This window comes from Microbacterium sp. S1037, from assembly GCF_048381605.1.
In the GTDB taxonomy this organism is placed as follows: Bacteria; Actinomycetota; Actinomycetes; order Actinomycetales; family Microbacteriaceae; genus Microbacterium; species Microbacterium testaceum_B.
The window spans coordinates 1,900,110-1,925,288 of sequence record NZ_JBLWIG010000001.1 but is presented as its reverse complement, the minus strand read 5'-3'; the positions used below and the strand labels follow the sequence as shown (position 1 = coordinate 1,925,288).

Here is a 25,179-nt window from a genome sequence, read left to right as displayed (position 1 = left end):
TGCCGGTCGTGCGGCACGTCGCGACGGTTGCGCTCAGACGGATCGCCCGGTAGCCCTCACGCGGCCGCCGGGAGGACGAACCACGCGCGGGTCCCGCCCGCGGGCGACGCGTCGAGGCCGATCGAGCCCTTGTGCGCATCGACGATGCGGCGGCACGTCGCGAGTCCGATGCCGATGCCCGGCACGTCGGCGCCGTGGCCGCGCTGCATGGGCTCGAAGACGCGATCGCGCATCTCGGGGTCGAGCGCCTCGCCGTTGTCGTCGACGTTGATCCGCCACCCGTCCGGAAGAGTCTCGACCGTCACGCGGATCTGAGGCACGCGCTCGGCCGCGACCGTGAACTTCACCGCGTTGGCGATGAGGTTCTGCAGGAGGACCCGCAGGAGGGTGTCGTCGGCACGGACGAGGGTGGACGCGTCCACCGTCACCTCGGCCCCCGTGCTGACGAGGCTTCCGTCGAGGTCTTCCAGCACAGCGTCGACGGTGTCCGCCACGTCGACGTCGCTCACGTGGGGTCGAGTACCCCCCATCCGCGCGAAATCGAGCAGGTCGGTGACCATCGCGGTCATGCGTCCGGCGGCGGCCTCCGCGCGCGCGAGCGACTGCGTCGCCCGGGGTGCCTGCGCCATCTCGGGGCTGTCGGCGGCGAGTTCGATGAAGCCGGTCAGCGCCGTGAGCGGGTTGCGAAGGTCGTGACTGACCTGGACCGCGAACTGCTCGAGCTGCGCGTTGGACTCCACCAGCTCGCGCTGGATACGCCGCAGTTCGAGGACGTCGATCACCTGGTGGGCGAGCAGGTCGAGAGCTCGGCTGCTGGCATCCGAAAGCTCCCCGACGACGTCGTCGAACACGCACAGCGTGCCGATCGCGACGCCCGCGGGCGTGATCAACGGACTGGACGCGTAGAACCGGACGTGCGCGACCTCGCCGGTCACGAAGGGGTTCTGGGCGAAACGCGTGTCGAGCTGGGCGTCGGGGACGACCACGCGACCCGGAGAGCTGATCACGGCCGCGCACATCGAGTCCTCGCGCGAGCACACAGCCGCCTGGATGCCGACAGCCGCGATCTGGTGCTGCATACGGTCGTCGATGATGTTGATCACCGCGGTGGGAACCCCGCAGATCGTGGCCGCCAGTTCGACGATCCCCTGGAGGTCGGGCTCCGACGGCTCCCCGATGAGCCGGTACTGCGCGATCGCCTCGCGTCGCGTCACATCATGCGCTGTGGACACGTCGTCCCCTCTTTGTGGTACTCCCCTCCCCGAGCCTAGTGCGATTACACCCCCGGCGGCCGGGGTGGAAGGGGGTCGCGTCGGCCACCGCACGCGCGAAGAGTGACGACATGAGCACTCCCACCCCCTCCCCTCAGACGCCCACCGAACCGGGCACGCCCACGGCACCCGAGCCCCTGGCCCCGAACCCCGCCGAACCCACCGTGCCGCTCCCGCCCGAGACCGCTCCAGCACCCTCAGGCGTCGCGGAATGAGCGGCAGAAAGAGCGACGAGACGGCCGGCGCTTTCGCCGAAGACGAGGCCGAAGCCGTCGGAACCGCGGAGATGGATGCCGACAACCCGGTCGAGGAAGACATGATCGAGGCCGTGGACCCCGGCGGCAGTCCCGACTGACCTCGCGGAACGAAAAGGGGGCGACGCCATCACGGCGCCGCCCCCTCGTCATTCATTCGGATCACGGGTTCCCGCGGGTCCAGAGCAGAAGGATCGCGACGACCTGCAGGACGAGGCACCCGACCAGGATCGCGGCACGGCGACGCGGGGTCGACGACCAGCGCTCGTCGGCCATCATCGGCGCCATCGGCATGAGCAGACGGAACGTGCTCTGCTGCGGGAGGAACACCGCGAGGATGTAGACCCCGTAGCTGAAGGCGTAGGAGACGACCATGAGCCCGAGTCGGCGGACCGGACGCGACCACATCAGCGCGAGGAAGGCGACGATCAGGGCGATGACCAGCACGATGCCGACGACACCGAGATGGGTACCCGCCTGGCGGAACCAGGGCGTGAACGGCGTGAACGCGTCGTTGCCGACGTAGTCGAGCCACCAGCCGAGCTCGGTGCGGATGTAGGCGTTGTGCGTCCCGGTCACGTACTGCGCGATGTGGTTCCACGACAGGCCCGCGATCGCGATCGTGCCACCGGTCACCATGAGCGACGCCCACTCGCGGACGGGGAACGGGTCGACGCGGCGACGGAGGAACCGAACCAGGAAGACGATCCCGAGAGCGAGCCCCAGGGCGAGGACGCCCGGCCGCGTGTACGCGGTGACGAGTCCGATGGGGAGGATCCACAGGTACATGCGCTTGATGGCGAGCAGCATCGCGCCGAACATCAGCGCCATGAACAGGCCCTCGCTGTAGCCGATCACGAAGAGGAACGACATCGGCGCGAAGGAGAAGAACACCACCGCCCACCAGGCAGGCTGGGGCTTGGTGACGGTGCGCAGCAGGAGGAACAGCAGCCAGGTGGCGCCGAGGCTCGCGCCGAGGCTGAGGAGCACCGCGATGGGCTGCCACCCGAGGCCCGTGGCATCCGAGAGAACGCGGACGAGTCCGGGGAAGACGGGCAGGAACGCCCAGTTGTTGGGGAGGATGTCACCCGACACGTTCATCGGGAGCGACATCGGGTACCCCTGCGCGGCGATCTGCCCGTAACGGTCGGCATCCCAGCCGGTGAGGTAGTCGAAGAAGGTGCCGAGGCGCTCGCTGTCGGGACCGAAGCCCCAGCGGGCGGCCTTCGCGATCGAGTAGAAGCCCCAGAGGAATCCGAAGTTCACCGCACGCGCGACGGCCCAGAGCAGCAGGACACGGGTGAACGATCCGCGCTCCACCGGCACCGCGCCCTGCGGCGGACGCAGGACGTCTTCGCCGTACTGCCGCAGAGCACGACCGATACGCGACCCGCGCAGCCGGTCGAGGCGGCGGTATCGGCTCGGTCGCTCGATGACGCGCGAAGGACGTGTCGGGGAGGCAAGCTCGCTCGGCGGTGCGCTCACTCGGAACCTTTCACAGAGGAAGATGTGGGCGAGTGACGACGGTGTCGGGCCCGGACAAGTGCAGTGAAGCCAGATCGTAGCGGATCAAACCGAACGTTCCATCCGGTTGACTTTCAGAAAAGTCCCTGGTCAGTGGGTGTCACTGACCAGCTTGAGGCCGACGACGCAGCCGACGAGCCCCAGCACGAGCAGCACCTTGACCAGCGAGAGCGCCTCCGCGCCCGTGGCCATCGCGAAGACGACCGTGAGGGCCGCACCGATCCCGACCCACACCGCGTACGCCGTACCGGTGGGAATCTCGCGCATCGCGAACGCGAGTCCGCCCATGGATGCCACGAGCGCGACGCCGAAGACGACGGTCGGCCAGAGCCTGGTGAATCCCTCCGAGCGGCCGAGCGCGGTGGCCCAGACAGCCTCGAGGATTCCGGACACGATGAGGACGATCCACGACATGGCGGTGCTCCCTGGCCAGTCTTGTCGCGCTCCGGGTACTGATCCCTCGTCCGGGGACGCGATCGAGCGTCCTCCCCCCACGGTAGAGAACACACCTGGGCAGCGCCCGTGCAGCGACGCCAGCACCCGGGACGCGCGTCAGAGCAGGAAGATGGATGCCGCCGACGGATTGTGCGCATGAACGAGCACGCCGAAGACCACGGCGTCGAAGAGCAGGTGCACCGTCACGACATACCAGAGCGAGCGGGTCTTCAGGAAGAGGAAGCCCTGGACGATCGCGAAGGGCACGGTGAGCAGCGGCCCCCACGCCTGGTAGCCGAGCTCCCACAGGAACGAGACGAACACGATCGCCTGCAGGAGATTCGCGGTGAGGTCGGGGAAGTGCCGTCGCAGCAGCACGAACACCGTGCAGATGAAGAAGAGCTCGTCCCAGATGCCGACCGCGCCGACGCCCACGAACAGGCGCGCGATGAGGTCGGGGGTGTCCACGACGGGCCAGTTCATGTAGACGCCCGAGGTGATGAAGTAGAACGGCAGGATCAGGTACCCCAGCACGATCACCCCGGCGAGCCACGCCCACTGCCACCACGTCCACCGGCCGCCGCCGCGCCAGGGGAAGCGGATCGCATAGTCGCGGTAGACGAAACGCGAAACGACGTAGGGAACGACCACCGCGCCGCCCAGGGCGAGGGTGAACCGCACGAAGGCGGCGTTGTCGAGCTCGGCGTGCAACGGGATCAGGCTGACGATGAACTGCCCGATCGCGACGAGTGACACGTCGCGGGCGATGCTGGGCTCTTCGCTCCGGGCGAGGGCGACCCCGTTGCGGCGGTCGACGAGGACCGCGGATGCCACGGCGAGAGCCAGCAGCAGCCACCCGAGCCACACGATCTGGACGACGAACAGCACCGGGGCGGCGAGGCACACCAACAGCGCCGGGAGGAGCTTCGGCGTCCAGGTGGAACGCTCGCGCACCGGCACCGCGGTGTGCGCGGTCACGGGGAGACCCGTGTATACGTCAGGTCGCGGATGTCGCGGCCGACCCGGAGACCCTTGCGCTCGAAGGCGGTGAGCACACGGCCGTCGAAACGCTCGGCCCACTCCCCCGCGAACGCCCGCTCGAAGCCATCGGCCTCATCGAGCACGTCGCGCATCTGGTCGGCGTAGTCCTGCCAGTCGGTCGCGAGGCGGAGCGTGCCACCGGGGCGGAGCGCCCGCGCGGCGACGCGCGCGAAGTCGGGGGCGACGAGGCGCCGCTTCGTGTGCTTGTTCTTGTGCCACGGATCGGGGAAGAACACCCAGAGCTCGTCGACGGATGCCGCGGGCAGCATATGCTCCAGCACCTCGGGGGCATTGGCCTCGACGAGGCGGAGGTTCTTCACGCCCTCGCGGTCGGCGTCGAGCATGGTGCGCGCGAGGCCCGCCGTGAAGACCTCGACCGCGAGGAAGTCGGTGTCGGGGTCGCTGGCTGCGGCCGAGACGATCTGGTGGCCCTGCCCCGAGCCGATCTCGACGACGAGGCGGGCCGAGCGGCCGTAGACCTGGACGAGGTCGACGGCGGTGCCGGCCTTGACGCTCGTCGCCGCCGCGGCCCGCTCCACGGGCAGCAGGTAGAACGGCGAGAGCTCGGCCCACGCGCGGTCCTGCGCCTCGGACATGCGGCCGCTTCGACGCACGAACGACACCGGCTTGTCGCGGAAGACGGGGGCGGCGGCATCCATGTCGTCCAGGCTAGGCGAGCCCTCCGGTGTGTGCCGGACGGGCACCTTGCGGCCGCTCACGGGACGGTCACGAAATCGATGAGTTCCTCGACGCGGCCGAGCAGGGCCGGTTCGAGGTCGCGGAACGTGGTCACTCTCGACAGGATGTGCTGCCAGGCGCGGGCGAGGTCGGCCTGCTCCTCCGCGGGCCAGCCGAGGGCGCGGCAGACGCCGACCTTCCACTCGATCGAGCGGGGGACCTCGGGCCAGTCGGCGATCCCCAGGGCACGGGGCGTGACGCACTGCCAGACGTCGACGAAGGGGTGACCAACGATGCGCACGTGGGCGCCGTGCCGCCCCCGCGCGATCTTCTCGGCGATGCGCGACTCCTTGGAGCCCGGGACGAGGTGATCGACGAGCACGCCGTAGCGTCGCTCGGCGGTCGGGGGCTCGGCATCCAGGGTCTGTTCGAGCAGGTCGACGCCCTCGAGGAACTCGACGACGACGCCCTCGGCGCGCAGGTCGGCGCCCCAGACCTTCTCGACGAGCTCGGCGTCGTGCTTGCCCTCGACGAAGATGCGGCTCGCGCGCGCCGTGCGGGCGCGCTGGTCGTCGACGGCGAAGGACCCGGATGCCGTGCGCGTACGACCCTTCGCGGCGGCGGCCGGGGCGGTCAGCACGACCGGCTTGCCGTCCACGAGGAAGCCTCCGCCGAGGGGGAAGAGCCGGCGCTTGCGGAAGCGGTCCTCGAGTTCGACGTTCATGCCCTCGACGCGGGTCACGGCACCCACGAAGTCCGTGCCGGCGACCTCGACCACCAGATCGACGGATGCCGCCACCTGGGCGGGCTTCACTCGTCCGGCGTCGCGCCAGCCGCGGGCGAGCACATCGGTGCCGTAGCGGTCGTCCATACCTACCTCCGAGCATTCGAGCCTATGCGGCGCTCGTGTGCGCTGAGAGCGGACGCGCCGCTCCTACCCCGGTGTCGGAGGTCGTTTATAGAGTGGTCGGGTCCGCAGCCGAAGGGGGAGGGATGCGAAAGCCCGGTGCCGCGAAAGCGACGGTGGCTCTGCTCGTGCTGGCCGCGGGGGTGCTCGGGTGGCCGCTGTCCGCGGCGGCCGTCCCCCCGCCCGCGCTGGGGTCGAGCTACGTCCTCGATCAGGCCGACGTGCTGACCAACGCGCAAGAGGCCGAGGTGCAGTCCCGGTTGCTGCGGCTCACGAACGAGACCGGCTTCGACATGTGGGTCGCGTACGTCGACGAGTTCACGCAGCCCGAGGCGGCTGCGGACTGGGCCAACGAGACGGCGAACCGCAACAACCTCGGTCCGCACCAGTACCTGCTCGCCGTCTCGGTCGGCGGCCGCGCCTATTACCTGTCGGGCGACGTCGATGACGGCGCCCTGACCTCGACCCAGCTGGCCGACATCGAGCAGGACCTCGTCCAGCCCGCTCTCGCGAACGGTGACTGGGCAGGGGCGGCGATCAGGGCCGCGGACGGGCTCACGGCCGCCGAGCGTGCAGCTCCCGCTCCCGCCCCGCCGACGCCCGCCGGGAGCGGGCCCGACATCGGGCTCATCGTCCTGCTCGTCGTGCTCGTACTGGCGATCGGCGGCGGCCTGCTGTGGTTCGGGCTGCGCCGTCGGCGCGCGGCATCCGGGGGTTCGTCGTCACGCGAGGAAGACATCGACGATCTCGCGAAGCGGGCGGGGTCGGCGCTCGTCGCCACCGACGACGCGGTCAAGAACAGCGAGCAAGAGCTCGGGTTCGCCCGCGCGCAGTTCGGCGACGAGGCCGCAGCCCCGTTCGTCGAGGTCCTCGCGCAGGCGAAGGCCGATCTCGACCGTGCCTTCACGATCTCGCAGCAGCTCGACGACGAAACGCCCGAGAGTCCCGAACAGCGCCGCGCGGGGTACACCGAGATCCTGCGCCTGTGCGCGTCGGCCGATGAGGCCCTGGATGCCAAGGCGTCGGCGTTCGAAGAGCTCCGCGCCCTCGAGGCCGAGGCACCCGAGGCCCTCGCGCGCGTGCAGGAGCAGCACGCCGCGGCCGCAGCCGCGCTCCCCGGCGCCGAGGCCGAGCTCGCGCGACTCCGCCAGCGCTACAGCGACGCCGCCCTCTCCCCCGTCGCCGACAATCCGGCGCAAGCCCGGGCGCGGCTCGACCTCGCCGCGCAACAGATCGCGACGGCCTCGACCGCCCTCGCCGCGGGTGACACGGGCGAGGCAGCCGTCGCCCTGCGCGCGAGCCAGATGGCCGTCAGCCAGGCCGACACGCTCGAGAAGGCGGTATCGGCCCTGGCCGCCGACCTGGCGACCGCGGAGAAGCGCTGCGCCGACCTCGCTGCCGAGATCGACGGCGACATCGCCGCCGCCGGCGCCCTCCCCGACCCCGACGGCCGGATCGCGGGAGCCGTGGCGGCCGCGACGGCGCAACGCAACGCGGCGCGCGCCTCGCTCGGCGGGGAGCGCTCCGATCCCCTGGGGGCGCTCGGCACGCTCGAGAAGGCCAACGCGACGATCGATGCCGTTCTCGCCGAAGCGCGCGACGCGGCGGAGCGCCAGCGGCGCGCCGCCTCTCAGCTCGAGAGCACCCTCGTTCAGGCGCGCGCGCAGGTGTCGTCGACAGAGAGCTTCATCGCCGCCCGACGCGGAGCCGTAGGACCCACGGCCCGGACACGTCTGGCCGAAGCCGGCGCCGCCCTCGTGCAGGCCGAGCAGCTGCGCGCGAGCGATCCGGTGACGGCGCTGACGCTCGCTCAGCGCGCGGTCCAGCTCTCCGGCGAGGCCGGCTCCCTCGCCCAGAACGACGTGGGCGGGTTCGGGGGCGGCTCCGGCGGCGGAACCGACATGCTGGGCGCGATTCTGGGCGGGATCGCCGTCAACTCCCTGCTCGGCGGGGGCGGTTCGCGCTCGCGCGGCGGCTTCGGTGGAGGGTTCGGTGGAGGCTTCGGTGGGAGCATCCGCTCCGGCGGCTCCCGGTCGCGCTCCGGCGGTGGCGGCATGCGTTCGGGCGGCTCGCGGAGCAGCGGCGGCGGCAGGTCGCGCCGCGGAGGCGGGCGCTTCTGAGCCGCCGCCGCAAGCCGATCCCGGCCGTCACAGAAAATTCGTAGCATTCGACACCAGACTCGACATCGTCGCCCTAGGAAGGAACCCCCGCATGGCCAAGCAGTCCATCTTCGGTCGCATGACCACCCTCGTCCGCGCGAACATCAACGCGCTCCTCGACCAGGCCGAGGACCCGCAGAAGATGCTGGATCAGCTCGTCCGCGACTACTCCAACTCGATCGCCGACGCCGAATCGGCGATCGCCGAGACCATCGGCAACCTGCGCCTCCTCGAGCGCGACCACCAGGAAGACCGCCAGGCCGCCGCGGAGTGGGGCAACAAGGCCCTCGCCGCGAGCCGCAAGGGCGACGAGCTCCGCGCGTCGGGCAACATCCCCGAGGCCGACAAGTTCGACAACCTCGCCAAGATCGCCCTCCAGCGTCAGATCACCGCCGAGGGCGAGGCCAAGGCCGCCGAGCCGACCATCGCCGCGCAGACCGAGGTCGTCGACAAGCTCAAAGACGGCCTCAACGGCATGAAGACCAAGCTCGAGCAGCTGAAGGCGAAGCGCAACGAGCTCACCGCGCGGGCGAAGGTCGCCGAGGCGCAGAACAAGGTGCACGACGCCGTCCGCTCGATCGACGTCCTCGACCCGACGAGCGAGCTCGGCCGCTTCGAAGACAAGATCCGCCGCCAGGAGGCCCTGGCCGCCGGGAAGCAGGAGCTGGCGGCCTCGAGCATCGACGCGCAGTTCAACGCTCTCGAAGACGTGGGCGAGCTCACCGAGGTCGAGGCGCGCCTCGCCGCGCTCAAGGTCGGCGGCCCGCAGCGCGCCGCGATCGACGCCCCGAGCCCCGACCAGGTCTGATCTGTTCCGAGAGTGCATCGTCCGGCCCGCCGGGCGGTGCACTCTCGGTCTCTTCCGGAGGTACCCATGGCGCGTTTCATCGTCGCTCCGCAGTGGCAGGGCTCTTCGTCTTCTCGAGCGATGCAGCTCATCGACGGAGCCGAGGCGATCGCGGGCGACCTGCCGCGCGCCTCCACCACTGTCCTCGACGCCGTGCCCGAGGCCGGCGACGCCCAGGGCACCGCCGTCCACCGGCTCAGCGCGCTGATTCGGATGCGCGAGCGGATCGAAGACGCCGTCCGCGCGAGTACCGATCCCGCGATCGTCGTCGGCGGTGACTGCGGCGTAGCCCTCGGCGCGATCTCCCCCGTCGCGGCCGACGACCTCGCCGTGGTCTGGATCGACGCGCACGCCGACCTGAACACCCCCGCCTCCTCCCCCAGCGGCGCGTTCCACGGAATGGTTCTCCGGGCGATCACCGGCGAGGGCGAGAACCTTCACCGCCTCGAACCCGGGATCTCGCCGTCCCGGATCGTTCTCGCGGGAACGCGGGCTCTGGATGCCGAGGAGCAGCGCTTCATCGACGAGCACGGCATCCGTGTCATCGCGCCAGACGCTCTCGCCGACCCCGAGGTGCTGGCCGAGGCGGTGCAGGCGACCGGAGCCTCCCGTGTGTACGTGCACGTCGACCTCGACGTGCTCGACCCGGCGGAGATGACCGGCGTCGCCCTGCCGGAGCCCTTCGGTGCGCGCACGACCGACGTCGTGGCATCCCTTCGTCGCCTGCGGGAGCGGGTGCCGCTCGCGGGGGCCACGCTCACAGAGTTCTCGCCGTCGTCGCCCGCCGCCGCCGTCGACGACCTGGGGACCATCCTCCGGCTCATCGGGGCCTTGGCGTGAGCCCGGTCCCAAGGCCGCCTGCCGGATGGCGAGAGCGCGCCGACCGGGCTGTCGCGCGCGGGCGCTTCTGGGACCGGTTCATTCCCGGTTTCCTGCTCGATTCCCCCGTCAGCCGCGTCGGGTACTGGTATGGCTGCACCGTCGGATGGGTGTGGGGATCCCTCTGGAGCACCGGTCGCGTCGAGAAGCGCCACGGCCTGTGGGTGTTCCGCGGGCTGCCCTCGTGGGCGTATCCCCGCGGCGGCGTCTGCGTCGGCGGGTGCTTCCTCACCGGCGACGCCCGACCGACCGACACCGTGCTCGGCCACGAGGCCGTGCACAAACGCCAGTGGCAGCGCTACGGCTTCCTCATGCCGGTCCTCTACGCCCTCGCCGGCCGCGACCCCTTGCGCAACCGCTTCGAGATCGAGGCGGGCCTGGTCGAGGGCAACTACGTGCCGCGCGGCAGCTGATCGGCGCGACCGCGCATCGTCGCTGTGCCGCCGCCTCGCGCTTCGCCGCCCCTGCGCTCAGCGCGCCGGCGCACGGCACCGCCGCCGGACGCGCATAAACGCCATCCGCTCACAGAAACACGAGCACAGCGCGTTTATGCGCGCGGATCGCGTTTATGCAGCGCCGAAAAGCGCGCGGCACGCCGATCACGCGCGAGCGAGCCGATCCTCGGCCGCGCTCAGCGCGCGGTCGCGAGGCCGAAGCGCTCGGGCGTGTGGATCGACTGCGCGTCGACGCCGTGGCGGGCGACGAGCTCGTCGACGATCTCGGCCGTGCCGAGGTACCCGCCCAGCAGGAAGATGCGGGTGTCGTCATCGTCGCAGCACAGCATCTCGCCGGCCCAGCCCGAGACCGCGCGGACGAGCGCCTCGCCCGCGGCGCAGCAGCGGCCGGTCCCCGGCGCGCCACCGCGGCGGGAACGATCGAGCCAGGTCAGGGTCATGCGCGCGGGAGCCGCGATCCGGCCGATCCACGACGCGTCGGGGACCTCGACGAACACGCGCCCCGTCGAGCAGATCGGCAGCGTCGCCAGCAGTGCCTCGAGCTCGGCGAGAGAGGTCTCGTCGGCGGTCACGAGGTGCTGCACGCGGGTGTGCCGCGACGCGCGACAGGCGGCGTCGTTGTGCTCGGAGGGGAAGGACATGATGCCCCTACTATACCCGCGAAGAAGGGTTGCCTAACCTGAGTTCCCGCTTTGTATCGCGACGTCGAAGCATCGCTCAGTCGATCAGGACCTCACGCAGGCGTCGAAGTTCGTCGTCGCTCATCCCGTGGGTACGGAGGTAACCCGCGGGTGAGCCGTACTCGCGGTCGAGGCGCGCGAGCAGCGCCCGCATCACGGGCGCCGGCGAGCGGGTGGCCAGGGCCTCGGCGTTGACGTTCTCGGGATGGAACGCCCGGATCGCCCGCAGCACGGCGGCGTTGCGCTCGGGTGGAAGGAGGGCCTCGGTACGCGCGTAGTCGGCGACCACGGCCTCGCGGTCGACGCCCGCCGCCGCGAGCGCGATCGCGACCGTCACCCCGGTGCGGTCCTTGCCGACGGTGCAGTGCACGAGCACGGGCTGGGCGCTCAGGATGCCACGCACCACCGCCACGACCCGGTCGGCGGACTCGTCGACGATCGCGGCGTAGAGCTCGTCGAGGGTCACGTCACGGGCGAAGAACGAGTCGACGGACCCGAGGAACAGCGGCTCGTGCTGCACCTCCACGGGCAGATCGTCGAAGCGGCTCGGGGCGTGGGCGAGCTCGGTCTCGTCACGCAGGTCGATGACGCGGCGAATCCGCAGCGAGCGCAGCGTGTCGATGCCGTCGTCGTCGACCGCGACGAGATTGCCGGAGCGGAAGAGGACGCCGGCTCGCGTCCGGCCGTCACCCGCGGGCAGCCCGCCGACGTCGCGGAAGTTCGCCGCCCCCGAGACCAGCGACGTCACGCGGTCTCCCCGTGGTCGTGAGCCGCGCGCGGCGGGACGGGGTATCGTCCCGCGATCGCCACGCGGTTGAACGCGTTGATCGCGACGAGGATCCACGAGAGCGCCACGTACTCGGCTTCGCTCAGGATGCCGCCCGCCTGGTCGTAGACGTCGTCGGGGATGCCGTCCTCATGGATGAAGGTGAACGACTCGGTGAGTTCGAGAGCCGCCCGCTCGCGCTCGTCGAACACGCCGGACTCCCGCCAGGTGGCGATCTGCGCGATCGCGTCGGCGTCGAGGCCGGCCTTGACCGCCGCGTCGACGTGCACACGCACGCAGTACGCGCAGCCGTTGAGCTGGGAGGCGTGGATCTGCACGATCTCGCGCAAGCGCGCGTCGACACCGGCATCGGCGGCGAGCCGCCCGACGGTGCTCGAGAACGATCGCAGCGCGGCGTACGCCTCGGGGGCCTTCTTCGACAGATGAACGCGCTTCTCCTCACCCATGGCCACAGCCTACGGCGACCTCACCCTGTCCGGTCCCCTGTCCCCGGACGCGCGGTGGCGGCCCGCGGGCGCGGGTGGGAGGGTGGATGCCATGCCCGAGGTCGACGAATTCTCGTTCCTTCCCGCCCAGGCCGCCGAGGCCGGTCGCCCGACACCGACCGTCGAACGCGTGCAGTTGACGCTCGACGACGGTCGCGTGCTGAGCGGCCTGCGGTGGGGCGACGCTCCCCCCGCGGTGACCCTCCTCCACGGCGCGGGGCTGAACGCCCACACCTGGGACACGACGCTGCTGCACCTCGGGCTGCCCGCGCTCGCGCTCGACCTCCCGGGGCACGGCGACTCCTCGTGGCGCGACGACGCCGCGTACGTCGCCCGCGTGCTCGCCCCCGACGTGGTGACCGCCATCGAGACGTGGACGGAGGGACCGCAGACGCTCGTCGGCCACTCGCTCGGTGGTCTCACGGGCGGCGCGGTCGCGGCATCCCGTCCCGATCTCGTCGCACGACTCCTCGTCGTCGACATCACGCCGGGCATCGATCCGAGCGGCGGTCCCGCGCAGCTGCGGGCGTTCTTCGCCGGCCCCACCGACTGGGCGTCGCGCGACGAGCTGGTGGAGCGCGCGCTGTCGTTCGGTCTGGGCGGTTCGCGCGCCGCCGCGGAACGCGGGGTGTTCCACAACTCGCGCGTGCGCCCCGACGGGCGGGTCGAGTGGAAGCACCACTTCGCCCACCTCGCCGCCGCCGCGGTGAACGCCGGGGCGGATCCCTCGACCCCGGATGCCGTGCGCGCGGTGCTCGCGACGACGGGCTGGGACGATGTGGCCCAGGTCACCGCCCCGATCACCCTGATTCGCGGCGAGCGCGGGTTCGTGACCGCCGACGACGCCGACGAGCTCGTGCGGCGCGTGCCGACCGCCGACGTCCGTGTCCTCTCGACCGGACACAACGCCCAGGAGGAAGACCCCGCCGGTCTCGCCGCCCTGATCCGCGAGGTCGCGTCCGCGCAGTGACGTCCTGCGCGCCGCGTCATCCTCCGTCGCGCGGCGTCATCATCGGCGTGCGGGGAATACGGGTGAAAGTAGGCTGTTTGCACCCCTGCACGGCATCCACAGCACTCGGATGCCTTCGGCCTGCGAAAGGACATCCCGCAATGCTGCGCCGCACTGCCCTCGCCACGAGCGCGCTCCTGATCTCAGCCCTGCTGCTCACCTCGTGCACGGGCTCGAACACCGCGCCCGGCCCGACCGGCGAGGCCGACCCGAACGCCACTCTCACGGTGCGCCTGTCGCTCGAGCCGTCGAACCTCGACATCCGCCACACCAGCGGAGCCGCCCTCGAGCAAGCCCTCGTCGACAACGTCTACCAGGGCCTCGTGACCCGCAACGGCGACGAGAACAACGCGATCGTGCCCGCCCTGGCCACTGAGTGGAACGTCTCGCCCGACGGTCTGACGTACACGTTCACGCTCCGTGGGGGCGTCACGTTCCACGACGGCAGCGCGCTCACCGCCGACGACGTGGTCACCTCGCTGCAGACAGCGAAAGACGACGCGACGGTGCAGAACAGCACCGATCTCGCGAACGTGGCATCCATCTCCTCCCCCGACGCGTCCACCGTCGTCGTCACGCTCGCGAAGCCCAACATCGACTTCCTGTTCGCGCTGACGGGTCGCGCGGGCCTGATCTTCAAGAACGGCGACACGACGAACCTCCAGACCGCCGAGAACGGCACGGGTCCCTTCCGCGTCGCGTCGTGGAACACGGGACAGAGCCTCACGCTCGCCCGCTACGACGGCTACTGGGGCGACAAGGCGGGAGTCGCCGAAGTCGTGCTCGACTACATCCCCGACCAGAGCGCGGCCACCAATGCGGCGGTCAGCGGCGACGTCGATGTGGCGCTCGAGATCGACCCCGACCTGCAGGGCCAGATCGAGGGCACCGGGAACTTCACGATCGAGTCCGGGCTCACCACCGACAAGGGCACCCTCGCGTTCAACAACCAGCGCGCTCCCCTGAACGACCAGCGCGTGCGCGAGGCCCTGCGTCTCGCGGTCGACCACAACGCGCTCGTCGAAACGCTGGTCACGGCGCAGCCGCTGAACGGTCCGATCCCCCCGCTCGACCCCGGCTACGAAGACCTCACGGGCAGCGTGTCGTACAACCCCGATCGTGCGCGCGAGCTCCTGGCCGAGGCGGGCGCCGAGAACCTCAACCTGTCGCTGACGATCCCCAACGTCTACCCGAGCACTCTCGCGACCTTCCTCGTGTCGTCCTACGCCGACGTGGGAGTGACGCTCCAGGTCAAGCAGGTCGACTTCTCGACGTGGCTCACCGACGTGTACACCAACCACGACTACGACCTGAGCTTCGTGCGCCACGTCGAGGCGCGGGACTTCGGCAACTGGGCCGACCCGACCTATTACTTCGGCTTCGACAACGCCGAGGTGCAGCGCCTGTACGCGGAGGCCCTGGCGAGCACCGACGACCAGCAGTCGTCCGATCTCCTCGCCGAAGCCGCACAGATCGTCGACGATCAGGATGCCGCCGACTGGCTGTTCCTCTCGGCCCCGCGCACGGCGGTGGGCACGAACGTGTCGAACTTCCCGAAGAACTCGCTGAACGTGCGCCTGCCTCTCGCGGGCGTGACGGTCTCGTCGGAGTGATCCGATACGCGCTGACACGGCTGGGCCTGCTCGTGCTGGGCCTGGCCGTGGCCAGCGCGCTGATCTTCCTCTCGCTCCGCGTGCTCCCGGGTGATGTCGCCCAGCTGGTCGGGGGCACGCAGGCGAGCCCCGAGCAGGTCGCCGCGTTGCGCGAGAGCCTCGGGCTGAACGTCCCGCTGTGGCAGCAGTACCTCGACTGGATCGGCGGACTGCTCCGCGGCGATCTCGGCAGTTCGCTGCTCACCGGGACGCCGGTGATGACCGAGCTCGTCAGCAAGGCGCAGGTGACCGTGCCCCTCGCGGCGATGTCGCTCACGGTGGCGCTCGTCGTCGGCATCCCCCTCGGAGTGCTGTCGGCCCTAGGCCGTCGGCACGCGGGCGGCACCGCGATCAGCGTGGGCGCCCAGGCTCTCGCGGCCGTTCCGATCGTGTGGGCGGGCATGATGCTCGTCGTCGTGTTCGCCGTGTGGCTCGGGTGGCTCCCGCCGCAGGGCTTCCCCCGCGCGGGCTGGAAAGACCCGGCGGCCGCCTTCCGAGCACTCGTGCTGCCCGCGGTGACCATCGGCGTGGTCGAGGGGGCGATGCTCCTCCGCTTCGTGCGAAGCGCGACCCTGCAGGCGCTCGGCCAGGATTACGTGCGCACGGCGGCCGCGAAGGGCCTCACCCGGACGCGGGCGCTGCTGCGCCACGGCCTACCCAACGTGGGCCTGTCGATCATCACGGTGCTCGGCCTGCAGGTCGCCGGCATCATCGTCGGGGCCGTCGTCATCGAGCAGCTGTTCACCCTCCCCGGTGTGGGACGCATGCTGGTCGCCGACGTCGCGGCGCGCGATCTGCCCAAGGTGCAGGGAGAGCTCCTCGCACTGACCGGTTTCGTGCTCGTCGTCGGCTTCGTCGTCGATCTCGTCCACCGGCTGATCGACCCCCGGCAGAGGGAGGCCTCGTGAGCACCCTCAGGCGCCTCTGGGCCCTCGGCACCGGGAGATTCGGCATCCTGATCGTCGTCTCGCTGGTCGTCGTCGCCCTGGTCTCGCTCGTGTGGACGCCGTTCGACCCGGCCGCCGTCGACGCGCGTGCGCGCTGGTCGGACCCGTCCTGGCCCCACGTCCTCGGCACCGACAACAACGGCCGCGACATCGCGAGCCTGCTCATGGCCGGGACCCGCACGACGATCGTCGTCGCGGTGGGTGCCGGTGTCGTCGCCTCGGTGCTGGGCATCGCCCTCGCCGCCCTCGGCTCACTCACGGCGCGGTGGATACGCGAGAGCGTCGCGGTGCTCGTCGACATCCTCATCGCCTTCCCCGTGCTGATCATCGCGATGATGATCTCGGCCGTCTGGGGCGGCTCGCTCGCCGTCGTGATCTGGGCCGTCGGGATCGGCTTCGGCGTGAACATCGCGCGCGTCACCCGACCTGAGCTGCGACGCGTGATGCAGAGCGACTTCGTTCTCGCGGGGCGCGCGAGCGGGCTCACGACGTGGCAGAACCTCACGCGGCACCTCCTCCCGAACGTCGCTCCCGTCTTCATCGTGCAGTTGTCGTGGGGTATGGCCGTCGCCGTGCTCGCGGAGGCGAGCCTGTCGTACCTCGGCTTCGGTGCCCCGCTCACGCAGCCCTCGTGGGGCGTGCTGCTCAACGACCTGCAGGCCTACATCGCCGTGCATCCGCTGACCGTGGTGTGGCCGGGGCTCGCGATCACCCTCACCGTTCTCGGACTCAACCTGCTCGGAGACGCGCTGCGCGAGGCCGCCGACCCGACGCTCGCCGAGCGCGCGCCCGCCGCTCGCACGCACGTGCCGGGGGTGGTCGCGTGAGTCTCCGGGTGACCGACCTCCGTGTCGAGATCGGCGGTCGCGCCGTCGTCGACGGGATCTCGTTCGAGGTGCCCGACGGCGCCCGCGTCGGCCTCATCGGCGAGTCTGGTTCGGGCAAGTCGCTGACGGCCCTCGCGATCCTCGGGCTTCTCCCCGACGGCGCTCGCGCCACCGGCAGCGTCCGCTGGAACGACCGCGAGATCCTCGGCCTTCCGGATCGCGACCTCGCCACCCTGCGGGGCGACGACATCGGCATGGTGTTCCAGGAACCCCGCACCGCTCTCAACCCCCTCCACACGGTCGGCCGCCAGATCGGCGAGTCCGTCCGCATCCACGAGCGGGTCTCGCGTCGTGAGGCTCTCCGGCGTGCCGTCGCCGAGGCCGGGCGCGTGGCCCTGCCCGACCCCGAGCGCATCGTGTCGCGCTACCCGCACCAGTTGTCGGGCGGTCAACGCCAGCGCGTCGCGATCGCGATGGCCCTCGCGTGCCGGCCGCGCCTGCTCATCGCCGACGAGCCGACTACCGCTCTCGACGTGACCATCCAGGCCGGTGTCCTCTCGCTGCTGCGCGAACTGGTCCAGGATGCCGGGATGTCGCTCGTCTTCATCACGCACGACCTCGCGGTGCTCGCGCAGGTCGCGACCCACGCGGTCGTCCTCGAGCACGGACGCGTGGTCGAGCGGGGCGAGGTCTCGGAGCTGCTGCGCGCACCGTCGTCCCCGATCACGAAGGCCCTGCTGCGGGACGCGACGGCGACGCTCTGGCATCCGGAGCATCCTGGTCGGGATGCCGGGACCCCGACGGATCCGCGCGGTCCGTCGCGCGCGCACGGCGAGGCGGCCGCGGGAGAGGAGACGCCGTGAGCGAGACGCAGATCCACGCGCGCGGCCTGTCGCGCAGCTACCCCGCACCCCGTCGCGGCTTCGGCCGGCCGGAACCCACGATCGGTCTCGACGACGTCGACCTGACGGTCCGCGCGGGCTCCGCCGTGGGCGTCATCGGCGAGTCGGGATCGGGCAAGTCGACGCTCGTCCGCCTGCTGTTGGGACTCGACGTCCCGACGGCCGGCACCGTCGAGGTCGACGGTCGCGCCGTCGACGCGCGCGGGTCGGCCCGCTCGCTGCACTGGCTGCGGCGGGCGACGGGCATCGTCTTCCAGGATCCGTACGCCTCGCTCGACCCCCGCATGAGCATCGGCCGGATCGTCGGTGAGCCGCTCTGGGCACTCGGCATCGAGGGCGACCGGCGCGCGCGGGTGCGCGAGGTGCTCGGGCAGGTCGGTCTCGAGGCTGACATGGCCACCCGCTTCCCGCACGAGTTCTCGGGAGGCCAGCGCCAGAGGATCGCCCTGGCGCGCGCGATCGTGCACCGCCCGCGCATCCTCGTCGGCGATGAGCCGCTGTCGGCGCTCGACGTGACCGTGCGCGCGCAGATCCTGCGGCTTCTCAGCCGCCTGCGCGCGGAAGAAGACCTGACGCTCGTGCTCGTGTCGCATGACATCGGTGTGGTGCAGAACGTCTGCGACCAGGTCGTCGTCATGAAGGACGGGCGCGTCGTCGAGCAGGGACCGACCGAGAAGGTGCTCTTGCAGCCGCAGGCCGCGTACACCCGGCAATTGTTGGCGTCCGTTCCGACGCTTCCGCACTAAGCGGCGAGGACGGTCGCGCCCCGTCGCCGTTTCATCGCGTTCGCGTGACGGATGCCGCGCCCCGGCGCCCGCGGACTCTCCGCGCACCTGTGGACAAGGGATGCCGCGATGTCGGTGGTCGGCGCTAGCCTCGGCGCATGATCCCCGGAATCGTTCCCCCGTTCCTTCTCGATCGGCTCGCCTCGACCGACGACCCCCGTCTCGCGCGAGCCGCCGCCGCCGCGCGGAAGACGCTCGCGATGCCGCGGCCGCAGCGTGCCACCCGTCGACGGCTGCGCCTGTCGATCGACGGCGATGCGCTCGTCGCCGAGGCCGTGCCCGCGCCCGACCGGGTGATCTCCGACGCCAGGAACACCGAGAATCTGCCCGGGCGCCGGGTGCGCAGCGAAGACGAGCCGCCCTCCGGCGACAGCGCCGTCGACGAGGCGTACGACGGCCTCGGGGCCACGTACGACTTCTTCTGGGACGCCTTCGCGCGCGATGGCATCGACGCGGCCGGTGGCTCGCTGCTCGCGACCGTGCACTTCGGCGACGACTACGACAACGCGTTCTGGAACGGCGAGCGCATGGTGTTCGGCGACGGCGACGGCGAGGTGTTCGTGGGGTTCACGCGGTCGCTCAGCGTCATCGCCCACGAGCTCGGGCACGGGGTGACCGAGGCCGCCGGGGGCCTCGAGTACCAGGGACAGTCAGGCGCGCTGAACGAGTCTCTGTCGGACGTGTTCGGTGCGCTCGCCGAGCAGCACCACCGCGGCGAACGGGCCGACGAGGCGTCGTGGCTGATCGGGGCAGGGATCTTCGCCGAGGCCGTCCAGGGCGAGGCCCTGCGCTCGATGAGCGCGCCCGGCACCGCGTACGACGACGACGTGCTCGGCAAGGATCCGCAGCCGGGCCACATGCGCGACTACGTCAAGACCGACGACGACAACGGCGGTGTGCACATCAACTCCGGCATCCCGAACCGCGCCTTCTACTTGGCGGCGACCGAACTCGGCGGCTTCGCGTGGGAGCGTGCCGGGCTCATCTGGTACCGCACCCTGACGGCCGGCACGCTGTCACCCACGGCCGACTTCGCCGCGTTCGCCCGCGCCACCCTGGCCGCGGCGGCGACCGAGTACGGTGAGAAGTCGGAGGAGGTCGCCGCCGTCCGCGCCGCCTGGGCCGGCGTCGGCGTCGAGGAGGATGCCGCAGCCTGACACCGACGAGCAGTTCGCCATCGTCGTGGTGCGCTCGGGGGGCATCGCCGGCCTGTCGAAGCAGTGGCGGGCGGAACCCGACCCCGAGCGGGCCCCGCACTGGAGGGAGCTCGTCGAGAGCTGCCCCTGGGATGCGCCGCCGATCCTCCCCACCGGAGCCGACCGCTACCAGTGGCGCATCGAGGTGCACCGCGGCGACACCGCCGTGCACCAGGCGCGCTTGAGCGACCAGCAGGTCGAGGGTCCGTGGCGCTCGCTGATCGACGAAGTGCGCGAGGCGGCATCACCACATCCACGCGCGCACTGAGCGCGACCTCGCCGCCGCAATCCGACTGACGCTGAGCGCGATCTCGGAGCCGCCGCCGCTGGCACCGCGCGCCCTTTCGGAGTGGTGACTCACCGGCGCGCACCCTCACCGCCCCGCGGCGACACCGCCCACCGGTCGCGAAGAGCGGGGCGGCTCGCCCACCTCCGCCACGGTGTGACCACCGCAGGCCGCCGCGAGGACCGTCGCTCGCTCGATCCGCTCCACCGCGAACCAGCGCATCGCGTCGCGCAGACGACACCAGCCGATGAGGAACCATCGGCCCTCTCGTGACGCGAACAGCACCGGCTCGACGTCGCGGGTCGTGGTCTCCCCCGCCGCCGAGGTGTACCGCAATCGCACGACGCGCTGATCGAGCAGAGCGTCCTCGAGCGCGGACTTCACCGCGCGAGAGGGCGGCGCGGGAGCGTCGATCCACACCCGCCCCGCCAGTTCCTCCGCTCGCGCGCGCGTGCGGGGGTCGACGACGTCGAGGATCTTGGCGACTCCCGCGCGCGCCAGATCGTTGTACGGGGCGTCCCGACTCGCCGCCACCGCCGCGAGGAGTGCCACCGCCTGCGCCGGCGAGAAGGTGACGGGCGGAAGCGATGGACCGGCAGCGAGCCCGTAGCCACCACGCGGGCCGGGACGCGACCAGATCGGCGCCCCGCTGCGCTCGAGAGCCGCGAGATCACGTTTCACCGTCCGCACCGACACGTCGAACTCGCGCGCCAGACGCTCGGCCGAGCATCCGAGGGCGCCCCGCCTTCGCAGCATCTCGGTCAGTGCGTGCAACCGCTCGGCGCGTTTCATCGACGGGCGATCCGGATGTTCATGACATGAATAGTGACATACCGTTGCCCGGACGGCCCCGGAAGCTGGAGCCATGAACACCATTACCGGTACACCGCCCCTTGTCCTCCTCGCCGGCCACTGGCTCGGCGCGTGGGCGTGGGACGAGGTCCTCGCCCACCTCCCCTCTCACAGCGCACACGCCCTGACCCTGCCCGGTCTCGATCCAGGAGACGCCGACCGCGCCGAGCGGACCCTGGACGACCAGGTTGCCGCGATCGTCGACATGCTCACGACCCTCGACGCCCCGGCGGTGCTCGTCGCGCACAGCGGCGCCAACGCCCCCGTGAGCGTCGTGCTGGACCGGCATCCGGAACGCGTCCGCCGGGTGGTCTGGGTCGACTCCGGACCCTGGGATGGAAGGGCTTTCGCGCCCGACCTACCGGCCGAAGCGAGAGATCTACTTCTCCCGGCGTTCGACGCCCTGGCGCAGCAAGCGAGCCTCGAAGGTCTGACCCCCGACCTGCTCGAGCGGTTCCGCGAGCGCGCCGTCGCCGAACCGGCCTCGGTCCTCCGCCAGAGTGTTGCCTGGGGGAACGAGGCCCGACACCACGTCCCGACGACTCTCGTGTGCTGTTCTCTCCCGAGCGCTCACGTGCACGAGCTCGCGGGGGCGGGACACCCGATGTTCGCCGAGGTCGCCCGGCTCACCCGCGCCGAGTCCGTGGATCTCCCGACCGGGCACTGGCCGATGTGGTCACGCCCGCGCGACCTCGCCCGGGTCATCCTCGCCGCCGCGCGTCAGGACTGACGCGGCGGGCGAAACTCCTGACGAACCGAACGCCGATCCGCGCGCGAGCGCGACACACGGCATCCGAGGGCGGAAACTCAGGAGTTTCGCCCGCCCGCGCCGTTCGCCGGAGCGCGCGGCTCAGCCGAACAGCTTCCGCCGCTTCTTCTTCGACGGGATGCTCTTCTGCAGGTAGACCACGCCGAGCCACCGGCCGAACTTGAAGCCGACGCGCCCCATACGGCCCACCTCTGTGAAGCCGAGCTTCTCGTGCAGGGCGATCGAGGCGTCGGCGCCCTTGTCGCTGATCGCGGCGACCATCTCGCGGATGCCGAGATCCTGGCATGCCGCGATCAGCGCCTCGAGCAGCGCGCGGCCGAGCCCCTTGCCCGCGGCCGCCTGGCCCAGATAGATCGAGTTCTCGACCGTGTACCGGTAGGCCGACTTCGACTGCCACGGCTGCACGAGCGCGTACCCGAGCAGTTGGCCGCTCGGCGACTCCGCCACGAGGAACGGAAGTCCGAGCCGCTTCAGCGTCGCGAACTTGTCGCGCCATTTGGCGATCGACCACGCCTTCTCGTCGAAGGTGACCACCGAGTTGCGGACGTAGTAGTTGTAGATCTCGCGGATGTCGGGGATGTCCGCTTCCGTCGCGGGGCGGATCTCGTACGAGAAGGGGCGTTCCGGCTCGGGGGCGCGCCGCAGGTGCGCCGGCAACCGCCGACGACTCTTCTCGTACTCTTCTTCCAGCACGCACGCCACTCTACGCAGACCGGCGTTTCGAGCGTATGACCCCGGCCGCGTACGGCCGCGCGAGGACGTGCTCAGGCCGGAAGGCGCCAGTCCACGGGCTCGGCGCCCTGCTGCTCGAGCAGCGCGTTGACGCGCGAGAAGGGCTTCGACCCGAAGAATCCGCGGCTCGCCGACAGCGGTGACGGATGCGGTGACGAGACGATCGCCGTGTCACCGAGGAGCGGCGTGAGATTCATGGCATCCCGCCCCCACAGCACCGCGACCAGTGGAGCGTCGCGCGCGACGAGGCAGCGGATCGCGTGCTCGGTGACGCGCTCCCACCCCCAGCCGCGGTGGGAAGCCGGGGCTCCGGGCGCCACGGTCAGCACCCTGTTCAGGAGCATGACGCCCTGCGCCGCCCACGCGGACAGGTCGCCGTGCGGGGCGGGAGGGATGCCGAGATCGTCGGACAGCTCTCGGTAGATGTTCGCGAGGCTGCGAGGCAGCGGCCGGACGTGCGGGTCGACCGCGAACGACAGGCCGATCGGGTGCCCCGGCGTCGGGTACGGATCCTGGCCGACGATCAGCACGCGCACCGCGTCGATCGGCGTGCGGAAGGCCCGCAGCACGAGGTCGCCCGCCGGCAGGTACGGCTTGCCCTCGCTGCGCAGTCGCTCGCCCACCGCGGCGATATCGGCCGCGACCGGAGCAAGCGGCTCGACCCACGACGCGTCGATCAGCCCGGCATCCGCGAGCTCGGCGAGGGACTTCGCCGTCACGCCGCGTCTTCCTCGCGCACCGACCCCTGGAACGACCAGGGGAAGTCGATCCACAGGTCGGTGTCTTTCCACGAGTAGTCGGGCGTGATGATCGTGGACGGCTTCGTGTAGATCACGGCCGACCGCGTCTCGGCACCGTGCCGGGCGAGGAGCTTCACCGCAAGGTCGAGGGTGCGACCGCTGTCGGCGACATCGTCGACGAGGAGCACGCGGCGCCCGCTCAGGTACGACAGGTCGAGGGCGGGCGGGAGGACCTCGGGGTCGTCGAGCACGGTCCCGACCCCGGTGTAGAACTCGACGTTCAACGCCCCGCAGTTCTTGGCTCCCAGGCCGTAGGCGATCGCGCCACCGGGGAGCAGGCCGCCGCGTGCGATCGCGACGACGACCTCGGGCTCGAAGCCATCCGCCACGATCGCTCGCGAGATGTCGCGGGTCGCCGCGCCGAAATCGTCCCAGCTCAACCGCTCACGCTCGTCCGTCACACCGGACTCCTCTCATCGACTGCTTTCACCCTAGGGCGCGGGCCGCCGCTCTCGCGCCGCGCGGCCGCGGGAGCGATTCCCGGATGCCGCGCCCCTGCGGTGCTATCGTCGCGCCATGTCGCGCGTCTCCGGCGCGGTCGGTCGGGTGCGCGGGTCCGCGCTCGGGGTGACCGCGGGTCTCATCGGCTGGTTCGTCGTGGTGGAACTCGCCAGCGGCATCCTGCAGGGGTACTACGTGCCGCTGCTGCCGGACATCGTCGTGCACCTCGGCATCCGCGATGCCGACGTCAACTGGTTCGAGGCGGCTCAACTGCTGCTCTCCGCGCTCGTCCTGCCGATCCTCGCGAAGCTCGGCGACATGTTCGGGCACAAGCGCATCCTGCTCGCCTCCGCGCTCGCGACGGCCGCGGCCAGTTGGTGGCTCGTCTTCGCCGACTCGTTCACGTCGTTCCTGCTCGCGTGGGCGCTGCAGGGGTTCTACGTCGTGTGGCTGCCGCTGGAGATCGCCCTCATCTTCGACCGCGGTCGGCGCCTCCAGCGGGGCGTCTCGCGCACCCGCAGCGCCGCGGGCCTGCTCGTCGTGGGCCTGCAAGCGGGCGCGATCCTCGGTGCTCTCGCCGCCGGTCGCCTGTTCGCCGCGACGGGCGGAGACCTCCGGCTCGCCCTCGCCGTCCCCGCGGTGGTGGTGACCCTCGTCTGTCTCGTGATCTGGCTCGGGGTTCCCGAGTCGGAGCGCTCCGCCGACCCGCGGCGACTCGATGTCGGCGGTTTCGCGATCCTCGCCGGGGCACTCCTGTGCGTCACGGGCGCCCTTTCCTTCGTCCGGCTGCCGGAGGGGCCCGGGCCCATCGCCATCGGCGCGCTCCTCGTCGCGGGCGTCGCCCTCGGCGCGATCTTCGTGTGGTTCGAGCTGCGTCAGCCCGATCCGGCGGTCGACATCCGCGTCCTCCGCCGCCCCGAGATGTGGCCGGTGCAGACGACCGCCTTCCTCGTCGGCATCAGCCTGCTCGGCGCGCAAGGCCCCCTCGCCACGTACGCCGGAACCGACCGCTCTCTCGGGTACGGATTGGGATTGGATGCCACGGACCGCTCGAACGTGATCGGCGTCTACCTCGTCTCGCTCATCGTGGGGGCGGTGCTGTTCGCCGTGACCTCGCGCCGCGCGAGTCCGCGCGCGGTGCTCATCGGCGCGGCGGTCCTCGTCGGAGCGGGATACGCGTTGCTCCTCCCCCTGCACGTCGAGCTGTGGCAGGTGCTGATGTGCCTCGCGATCGCCGGGCTCGGCTCGGGAGCGCTCGTCGCGGCGATGCCCGCGGCCGCCGCCGCCGCCGCACCGCGCGGGCAGACGGGTGTGGCATCCGCTCTCACGAACACGACGAAGACCGTGGGCGGCACGATGTCGTCCGCGGTGTTCGGGGTGGTCCTGGCGGCCGGGGCGGGCTCGGCGGTGGCGGCGACGGCCGCTCCCCTCGCGGGCTACCTGACCGTGTGGTCGATCTGCGCAGCGGGCGGGTTCGCGGCGGCGGTTCTGCTGCTCTTCGTCCCCCGCGTCGCGTTCGCCGACCGCCCCGAGGCCGAGGTGGATGCGCGCGCGGCGCAGGGCGACGTGAGCTGATCCT

At 71.2% G+C, this 25,179-nt stretch carries 29 protein-coding genes and 1 riboswitch; of the genes, 16 read left to right on the top strand and 13 right to left on the bottom strand.

Annotated features, from left to right (window positions below; all coding sequences use genetic code 11):
- Positions 1–56 precede the first annotated feature (56 nt).
- The gene (locus ACMW4R_RS08590; RefSeq protein ID WP_081317422.1) at positions 57–1,232 is read right to left on the bottom strand and encodes a sensor histidine kinase; all 1,176 of its coding nucleotides are present in this window, start codon (positions 1,230–1,232) and stop codon (positions 57–59) included.
- A gap of 110 nt (positions 1,233–1,342) precedes the next feature.
- Between ACMW4R_RS08590 and ACMW4R_RS08585 the strand changes: the two genes are divergently transcribed.
- Positions 1,343–1,486: a hypothetical protein gene (locus tag ACMW4R_RS08585; RefSeq protein ID WP_193752680.1), complete on the top strand. Its 144-nt coding sequence runs from the start codon at positions 1,343–1,345 to the stop codon at positions 1,484–1,486.
- On the top strand, positions 1,483–1,626 hold the full coding sequence (locus tag ACMW4R_RS08580; protein WP_193753676.1) for a hypothetical protein: 144 nt from the start codon (positions 1,483–1,485) through the stop codon (positions 1,624–1,626). Before ACMW4R_RS08585 ends, ACMW4R_RS08580 begins: the two co-directional genes overlap by 4 nt.
- Positions 1,627–1,687: 61 nt before the next feature.
- Here the strand turns inward: ACMW4R_RS08580 and ACMW4R_RS08575 are convergent, their stop codons facing one another.
- The 5 genes from ACMW4R_RS08575 to ACMW4R_RS08555 form a co-directional block, all read right to left on the bottom strand.
- Positions 1,688–3,010, bottom strand: coding sequence for a hypothetical protein (locus tag ACMW4R_RS08575; protein ID WP_058596572.1), 1,323 nt, complete (start codon positions 3,008–3,010; stop codon positions 1,688–1,690).
- Between the two features lie 129 nt (positions 3,011–3,139).
- Positions 3,140–3,463, bottom strand: coding sequence for a DMT family transporter (locus ACMW4R_RS08570; protein ID WP_418299662.1), 324 nt, complete (start codon positions 3,461–3,463; stop codon positions 3,140–3,142).
- Between the two features lie 10 nt (positions 3,464–3,473).
- Positions 3,474–3,538: riboswitch (guanidine-III (ykkC-III) riboswitch) on the bottom strand.
- A 63-nt stretch (positions 3,539–3,601) separates the two neighbouring features.
- Complete coding sequence (locus ACMW4R_RS08565) at positions 3,602–4,462, bottom strand: CPBP family intramembrane glutamic endopeptidase (protein WP_418299661.1); 861 nt, start codon at positions 4,460–4,462, stop codon at positions 3,602–3,604.
- Complete coding sequence (gene trmB / locus ACMW4R_RS08560) at positions 4,459–5,184, bottom strand: tRNA (guanosine(46)-N7)-methyltransferase TrmB (RefSeq protein ID WP_418299660.1); 726 nt, start codon at positions 5,182–5,184, stop codon at positions 4,459–4,461. The genes ACMW4R_RS08565 and trmB overlap by 4 nt, the downstream gene beginning before the upstream one ends.
- Before the next feature lie 56 nt (positions 5,185–5,240).
- Complete coding sequence (locus ACMW4R_RS08555) at positions 5,241–6,074, bottom strand: DUF3097 domain-containing protein (RefSeq protein ID WP_418299659.1); 834 nt, start codon at positions 6,072–6,074, stop codon at positions 5,241–5,243.
- A gap of 122 nt (positions 6,075–6,196) precedes the next feature.
- Here ACMW4R_RS08555 and ACMW4R_RS08550 point away from each other — a divergent pair, with 122 nt between their 5' ends.
- The 4 genes from ACMW4R_RS08550 to ACMW4R_RS08535 all read left to right on the top strand — a co-directional run bounded on the left by ACMW4R_RS08550 (position 6,197) and on the right by ACMW4R_RS08535 (position 10,408).
- The gene (locus ACMW4R_RS08550) at positions 6,197–8,230 is read left to right on the top strand and encodes a TPM domain-containing protein (RefSeq protein WP_058596568.1); all 2,034 of its coding nucleotides are present in this window, start codon (positions 6,197–6,199) and stop codon (positions 8,228–8,230) included.
- A gap of 91 nt (positions 8,231–8,321) precedes the next feature.
- Positions 8,322–9,077 carry a PspA/IM30 family protein gene (locus ACMW4R_RS08545; RefSeq protein WP_058596567.1) on the top strand — a complete coding sequence of 252 codons (756 nt, stop codon included), beginning with the start codon at positions 8,322–8,324 and terminating at the stop codon, positions 9,075–9,077.
- 66 nt (positions 9,078–9,143) lie between these two features.
- A complete protein-coding gene (locus tag ACMW4R_RS08540; RefSeq protein ID WP_058615284.1) occupies positions 9,144–9,956 on the top strand; it encodes an arginase family protein in 813 nt (270 codons plus the stop codon).
- Entirely contained in the window at positions 9,953–10,408 is a 456-nt protein-coding gene (locus ACMW4R_RS08535) for a hypothetical protein (RefSeq protein ID WP_058615285.1), read from the top strand. Before ACMW4R_RS08540 ends, ACMW4R_RS08535 begins: the two co-directional genes overlap by 4 nt.
- A 218-nt stretch (positions 10,409–10,626) precedes the next feature.
- Here the strand turns inward: ACMW4R_RS08535 and ACMW4R_RS08530 are convergent, their stop codons facing one another.
- The 3 genes from ACMW4R_RS08530 to ACMW4R_RS08520 form a co-directional block, all read right to left on the bottom strand.
- Positions 10,627–11,091 carry an SIP domain-containing protein gene (locus ACMW4R_RS08530; protein WP_058596564.1) on the bottom strand — a complete coding sequence of 155 codons (465 nt, stop codon included), beginning with the start codon at positions 11,089–11,091 and terminating at the stop codon, positions 10,627–10,629.
- A 76-nt stretch (positions 11,092–11,167) separates the two neighbouring features.
- On the bottom strand, positions 11,168–11,878 hold the full coding sequence (locus ACMW4R_RS08525) for a tyrosine-protein phosphatase (RefSeq protein WP_058596563.1): 711 nt from the start codon (positions 11,876–11,878) through the stop codon (positions 11,168–11,170).
- Entirely contained in the window at positions 11,875–12,363 is a 489-nt protein-coding gene (locus ACMW4R_RS08520; RefSeq protein ID WP_418299658.1) for a carboxymuconolactone decarboxylase family protein, read from the bottom strand. The genes ACMW4R_RS08525 and ACMW4R_RS08520 overlap by 4 nt, the downstream gene beginning before the upstream one ends.
- 91 nt (positions 12,364–12,454) lie before the next feature.
- Between ACMW4R_RS08520 and ACMW4R_RS08515 the strand changes: the two genes are divergently transcribed.
- The 8 genes from ACMW4R_RS08515 to ACMW4R_RS08480 all read left to right on the top strand — a co-directional run bounded on the left by ACMW4R_RS08515 (position 12,455) and on the right by ACMW4R_RS08480 (position 19,988).
- Complete coding sequence (locus ACMW4R_RS08515) at positions 12,455–13,372, top strand: alpha/beta fold hydrolase (RefSeq protein ID WP_418299897.1); 918 nt, start codon at positions 12,455–12,457, stop codon at positions 13,370–13,372.
- A 140-nt stretch (positions 13,373–13,512) separates the two neighbouring features.
- The gene (locus ACMW4R_RS08510) at positions 13,513–15,024 is read left to right on the top strand and encodes an ABC transporter substrate-binding protein (protein ID WP_418299657.1); all 1,512 of its coding nucleotides are present in this window, start codon (positions 13,513–13,515) and stop codon (positions 15,022–15,024) included.
- Complete coding sequence (locus ACMW4R_RS08505; protein WP_418299656.1) at positions 15,021–15,971, top strand: ABC transporter permease; 951 nt, start codon at positions 15,021–15,023, stop codon at positions 15,969–15,971. The genes ACMW4R_RS08510 and ACMW4R_RS08505 overlap by 4 nt, the downstream gene beginning before the upstream one ends.
- The gene (locus ACMW4R_RS08500) at positions 15,968–16,837 is read left to right on the top strand and encodes an ABC transporter permease (RefSeq protein ID WP_418299655.1); all 870 of its coding nucleotides are present in this window, start codon (positions 15,968–15,970) and stop codon (positions 16,835–16,837) included. Before ACMW4R_RS08505 ends, ACMW4R_RS08500 begins: the two co-directional genes overlap by 4 nt.
- Positions 16,834–17,700, top strand: coding sequence for an ATP-binding cassette domain-containing protein (locus tag ACMW4R_RS08495; RefSeq protein ID WP_058614049.1), 867 nt, complete (start codon positions 16,834–16,836; stop codon positions 17,698–17,700). The genes ACMW4R_RS08500 and ACMW4R_RS08495 overlap by 4 nt, the downstream gene beginning before the upstream one ends.
- Complete coding sequence (locus ACMW4R_RS08490; RefSeq protein ID WP_418299654.1) at positions 17,697–18,485, top strand: ATP-binding cassette domain-containing protein; 789 nt, start codon at positions 17,697–17,699, stop codon at positions 18,483–18,485. The genes ACMW4R_RS08495 and ACMW4R_RS08490 overlap by 4 nt, the downstream gene beginning before the upstream one ends.
- Before the next feature lie 137 nt (positions 18,486–18,622).
- A complete protein-coding gene (locus ACMW4R_RS08485; protein WP_058626379.1) occupies positions 18,623–19,681 on the top strand; it encodes a M4 family metallopeptidase in 1,059 nt (352 codons plus the stop codon).
- Positions 19,668–19,988, top strand: coding sequence for a protealysin inhibitor emfourin (locus ACMW4R_RS08480; protein WP_058614051.1), 321 nt, complete (start codon positions 19,668–19,670; stop codon positions 19,986–19,988). Before ACMW4R_RS08485 ends, ACMW4R_RS08480 begins: the two co-directional genes overlap by 14 nt.
- A gap of 105 nt (positions 19,989–20,093) precedes the next feature.
- Here ACMW4R_RS08480 and ACMW4R_RS08475 read toward each other — a convergent pair whose 3' ends face one another.
- Positions 20,094–20,798 carry a helix-turn-helix transcriptional regulator gene (locus ACMW4R_RS08475; RefSeq protein ID WP_058626380.1) on the bottom strand — a complete coding sequence of 235 codons (705 nt, stop codon included), beginning with the start codon at positions 20,796–20,798 and terminating at the stop codon, positions 20,094–20,096.
- Positions 20,799–20,871: 73 nt separating this feature from the next.
- On the opposite strand from ACMW4R_RS08475, the gene ACMW4R_RS08470 reads away from it, so the two are divergent.
- Positions 20,872–21,588, top strand: coding sequence for an alpha/beta fold hydrolase (locus ACMW4R_RS08470; RefSeq protein WP_418299653.1), 717 nt, complete (start codon positions 20,872–20,874; stop codon positions 21,586–21,588).
- Positions 21,589–21,708: 120 nt separating this feature from the next.
- On the opposite strand, the gene ACMW4R_RS08465 is transcribed toward ACMW4R_RS08470, so the two are convergent.
- From ACMW4R_RS08465 to ACMW4R_RS08455, 3 genes are all read right to left on the bottom strand, one after another.
- Positions 21,709–22,320, bottom strand: a complete 612-nt coding sequence (locus ACMW4R_RS08465; protein ID WP_058596554.1) for a GNAT family N-acetyltransferase — start codon at positions 22,318–22,320, stop codon at positions 21,709–21,711.
- A 71-nt stretch (positions 22,321–22,391) separates the two neighbouring features.
- Positions 22,392–23,078, bottom strand: coding sequence for a uracil-DNA glycosylase (locus ACMW4R_RS08460; protein WP_418299652.1), 687 nt, complete (start codon positions 23,076–23,078; stop codon positions 22,392–22,394).
- Entirely contained in the window at positions 23,075–23,560 is a 486-nt protein-coding gene (locus ACMW4R_RS08455; RefSeq protein ID WP_058596552.1) for a phosphoribosyltransferase, read from the bottom strand. The genes ACMW4R_RS08460 and ACMW4R_RS08455 overlap by 4 nt, the downstream gene beginning before the upstream one ends.
- A 115-nt stretch (positions 23,561–23,675) precedes the next feature.
- On the opposite strand from ACMW4R_RS08455, the gene ACMW4R_RS08450 reads away from it, so the two are divergent.
- Positions 23,676–25,175, top strand: coding sequence for an MFS transporter (locus ACMW4R_RS08450; RefSeq protein ID WP_418299651.1), 1,500 nt, complete (start codon positions 23,676–23,678; stop codon positions 25,173–25,175).
- The last annotated feature ends 4 nt before the right edge of the window (positions 25,176–25,179 follow it).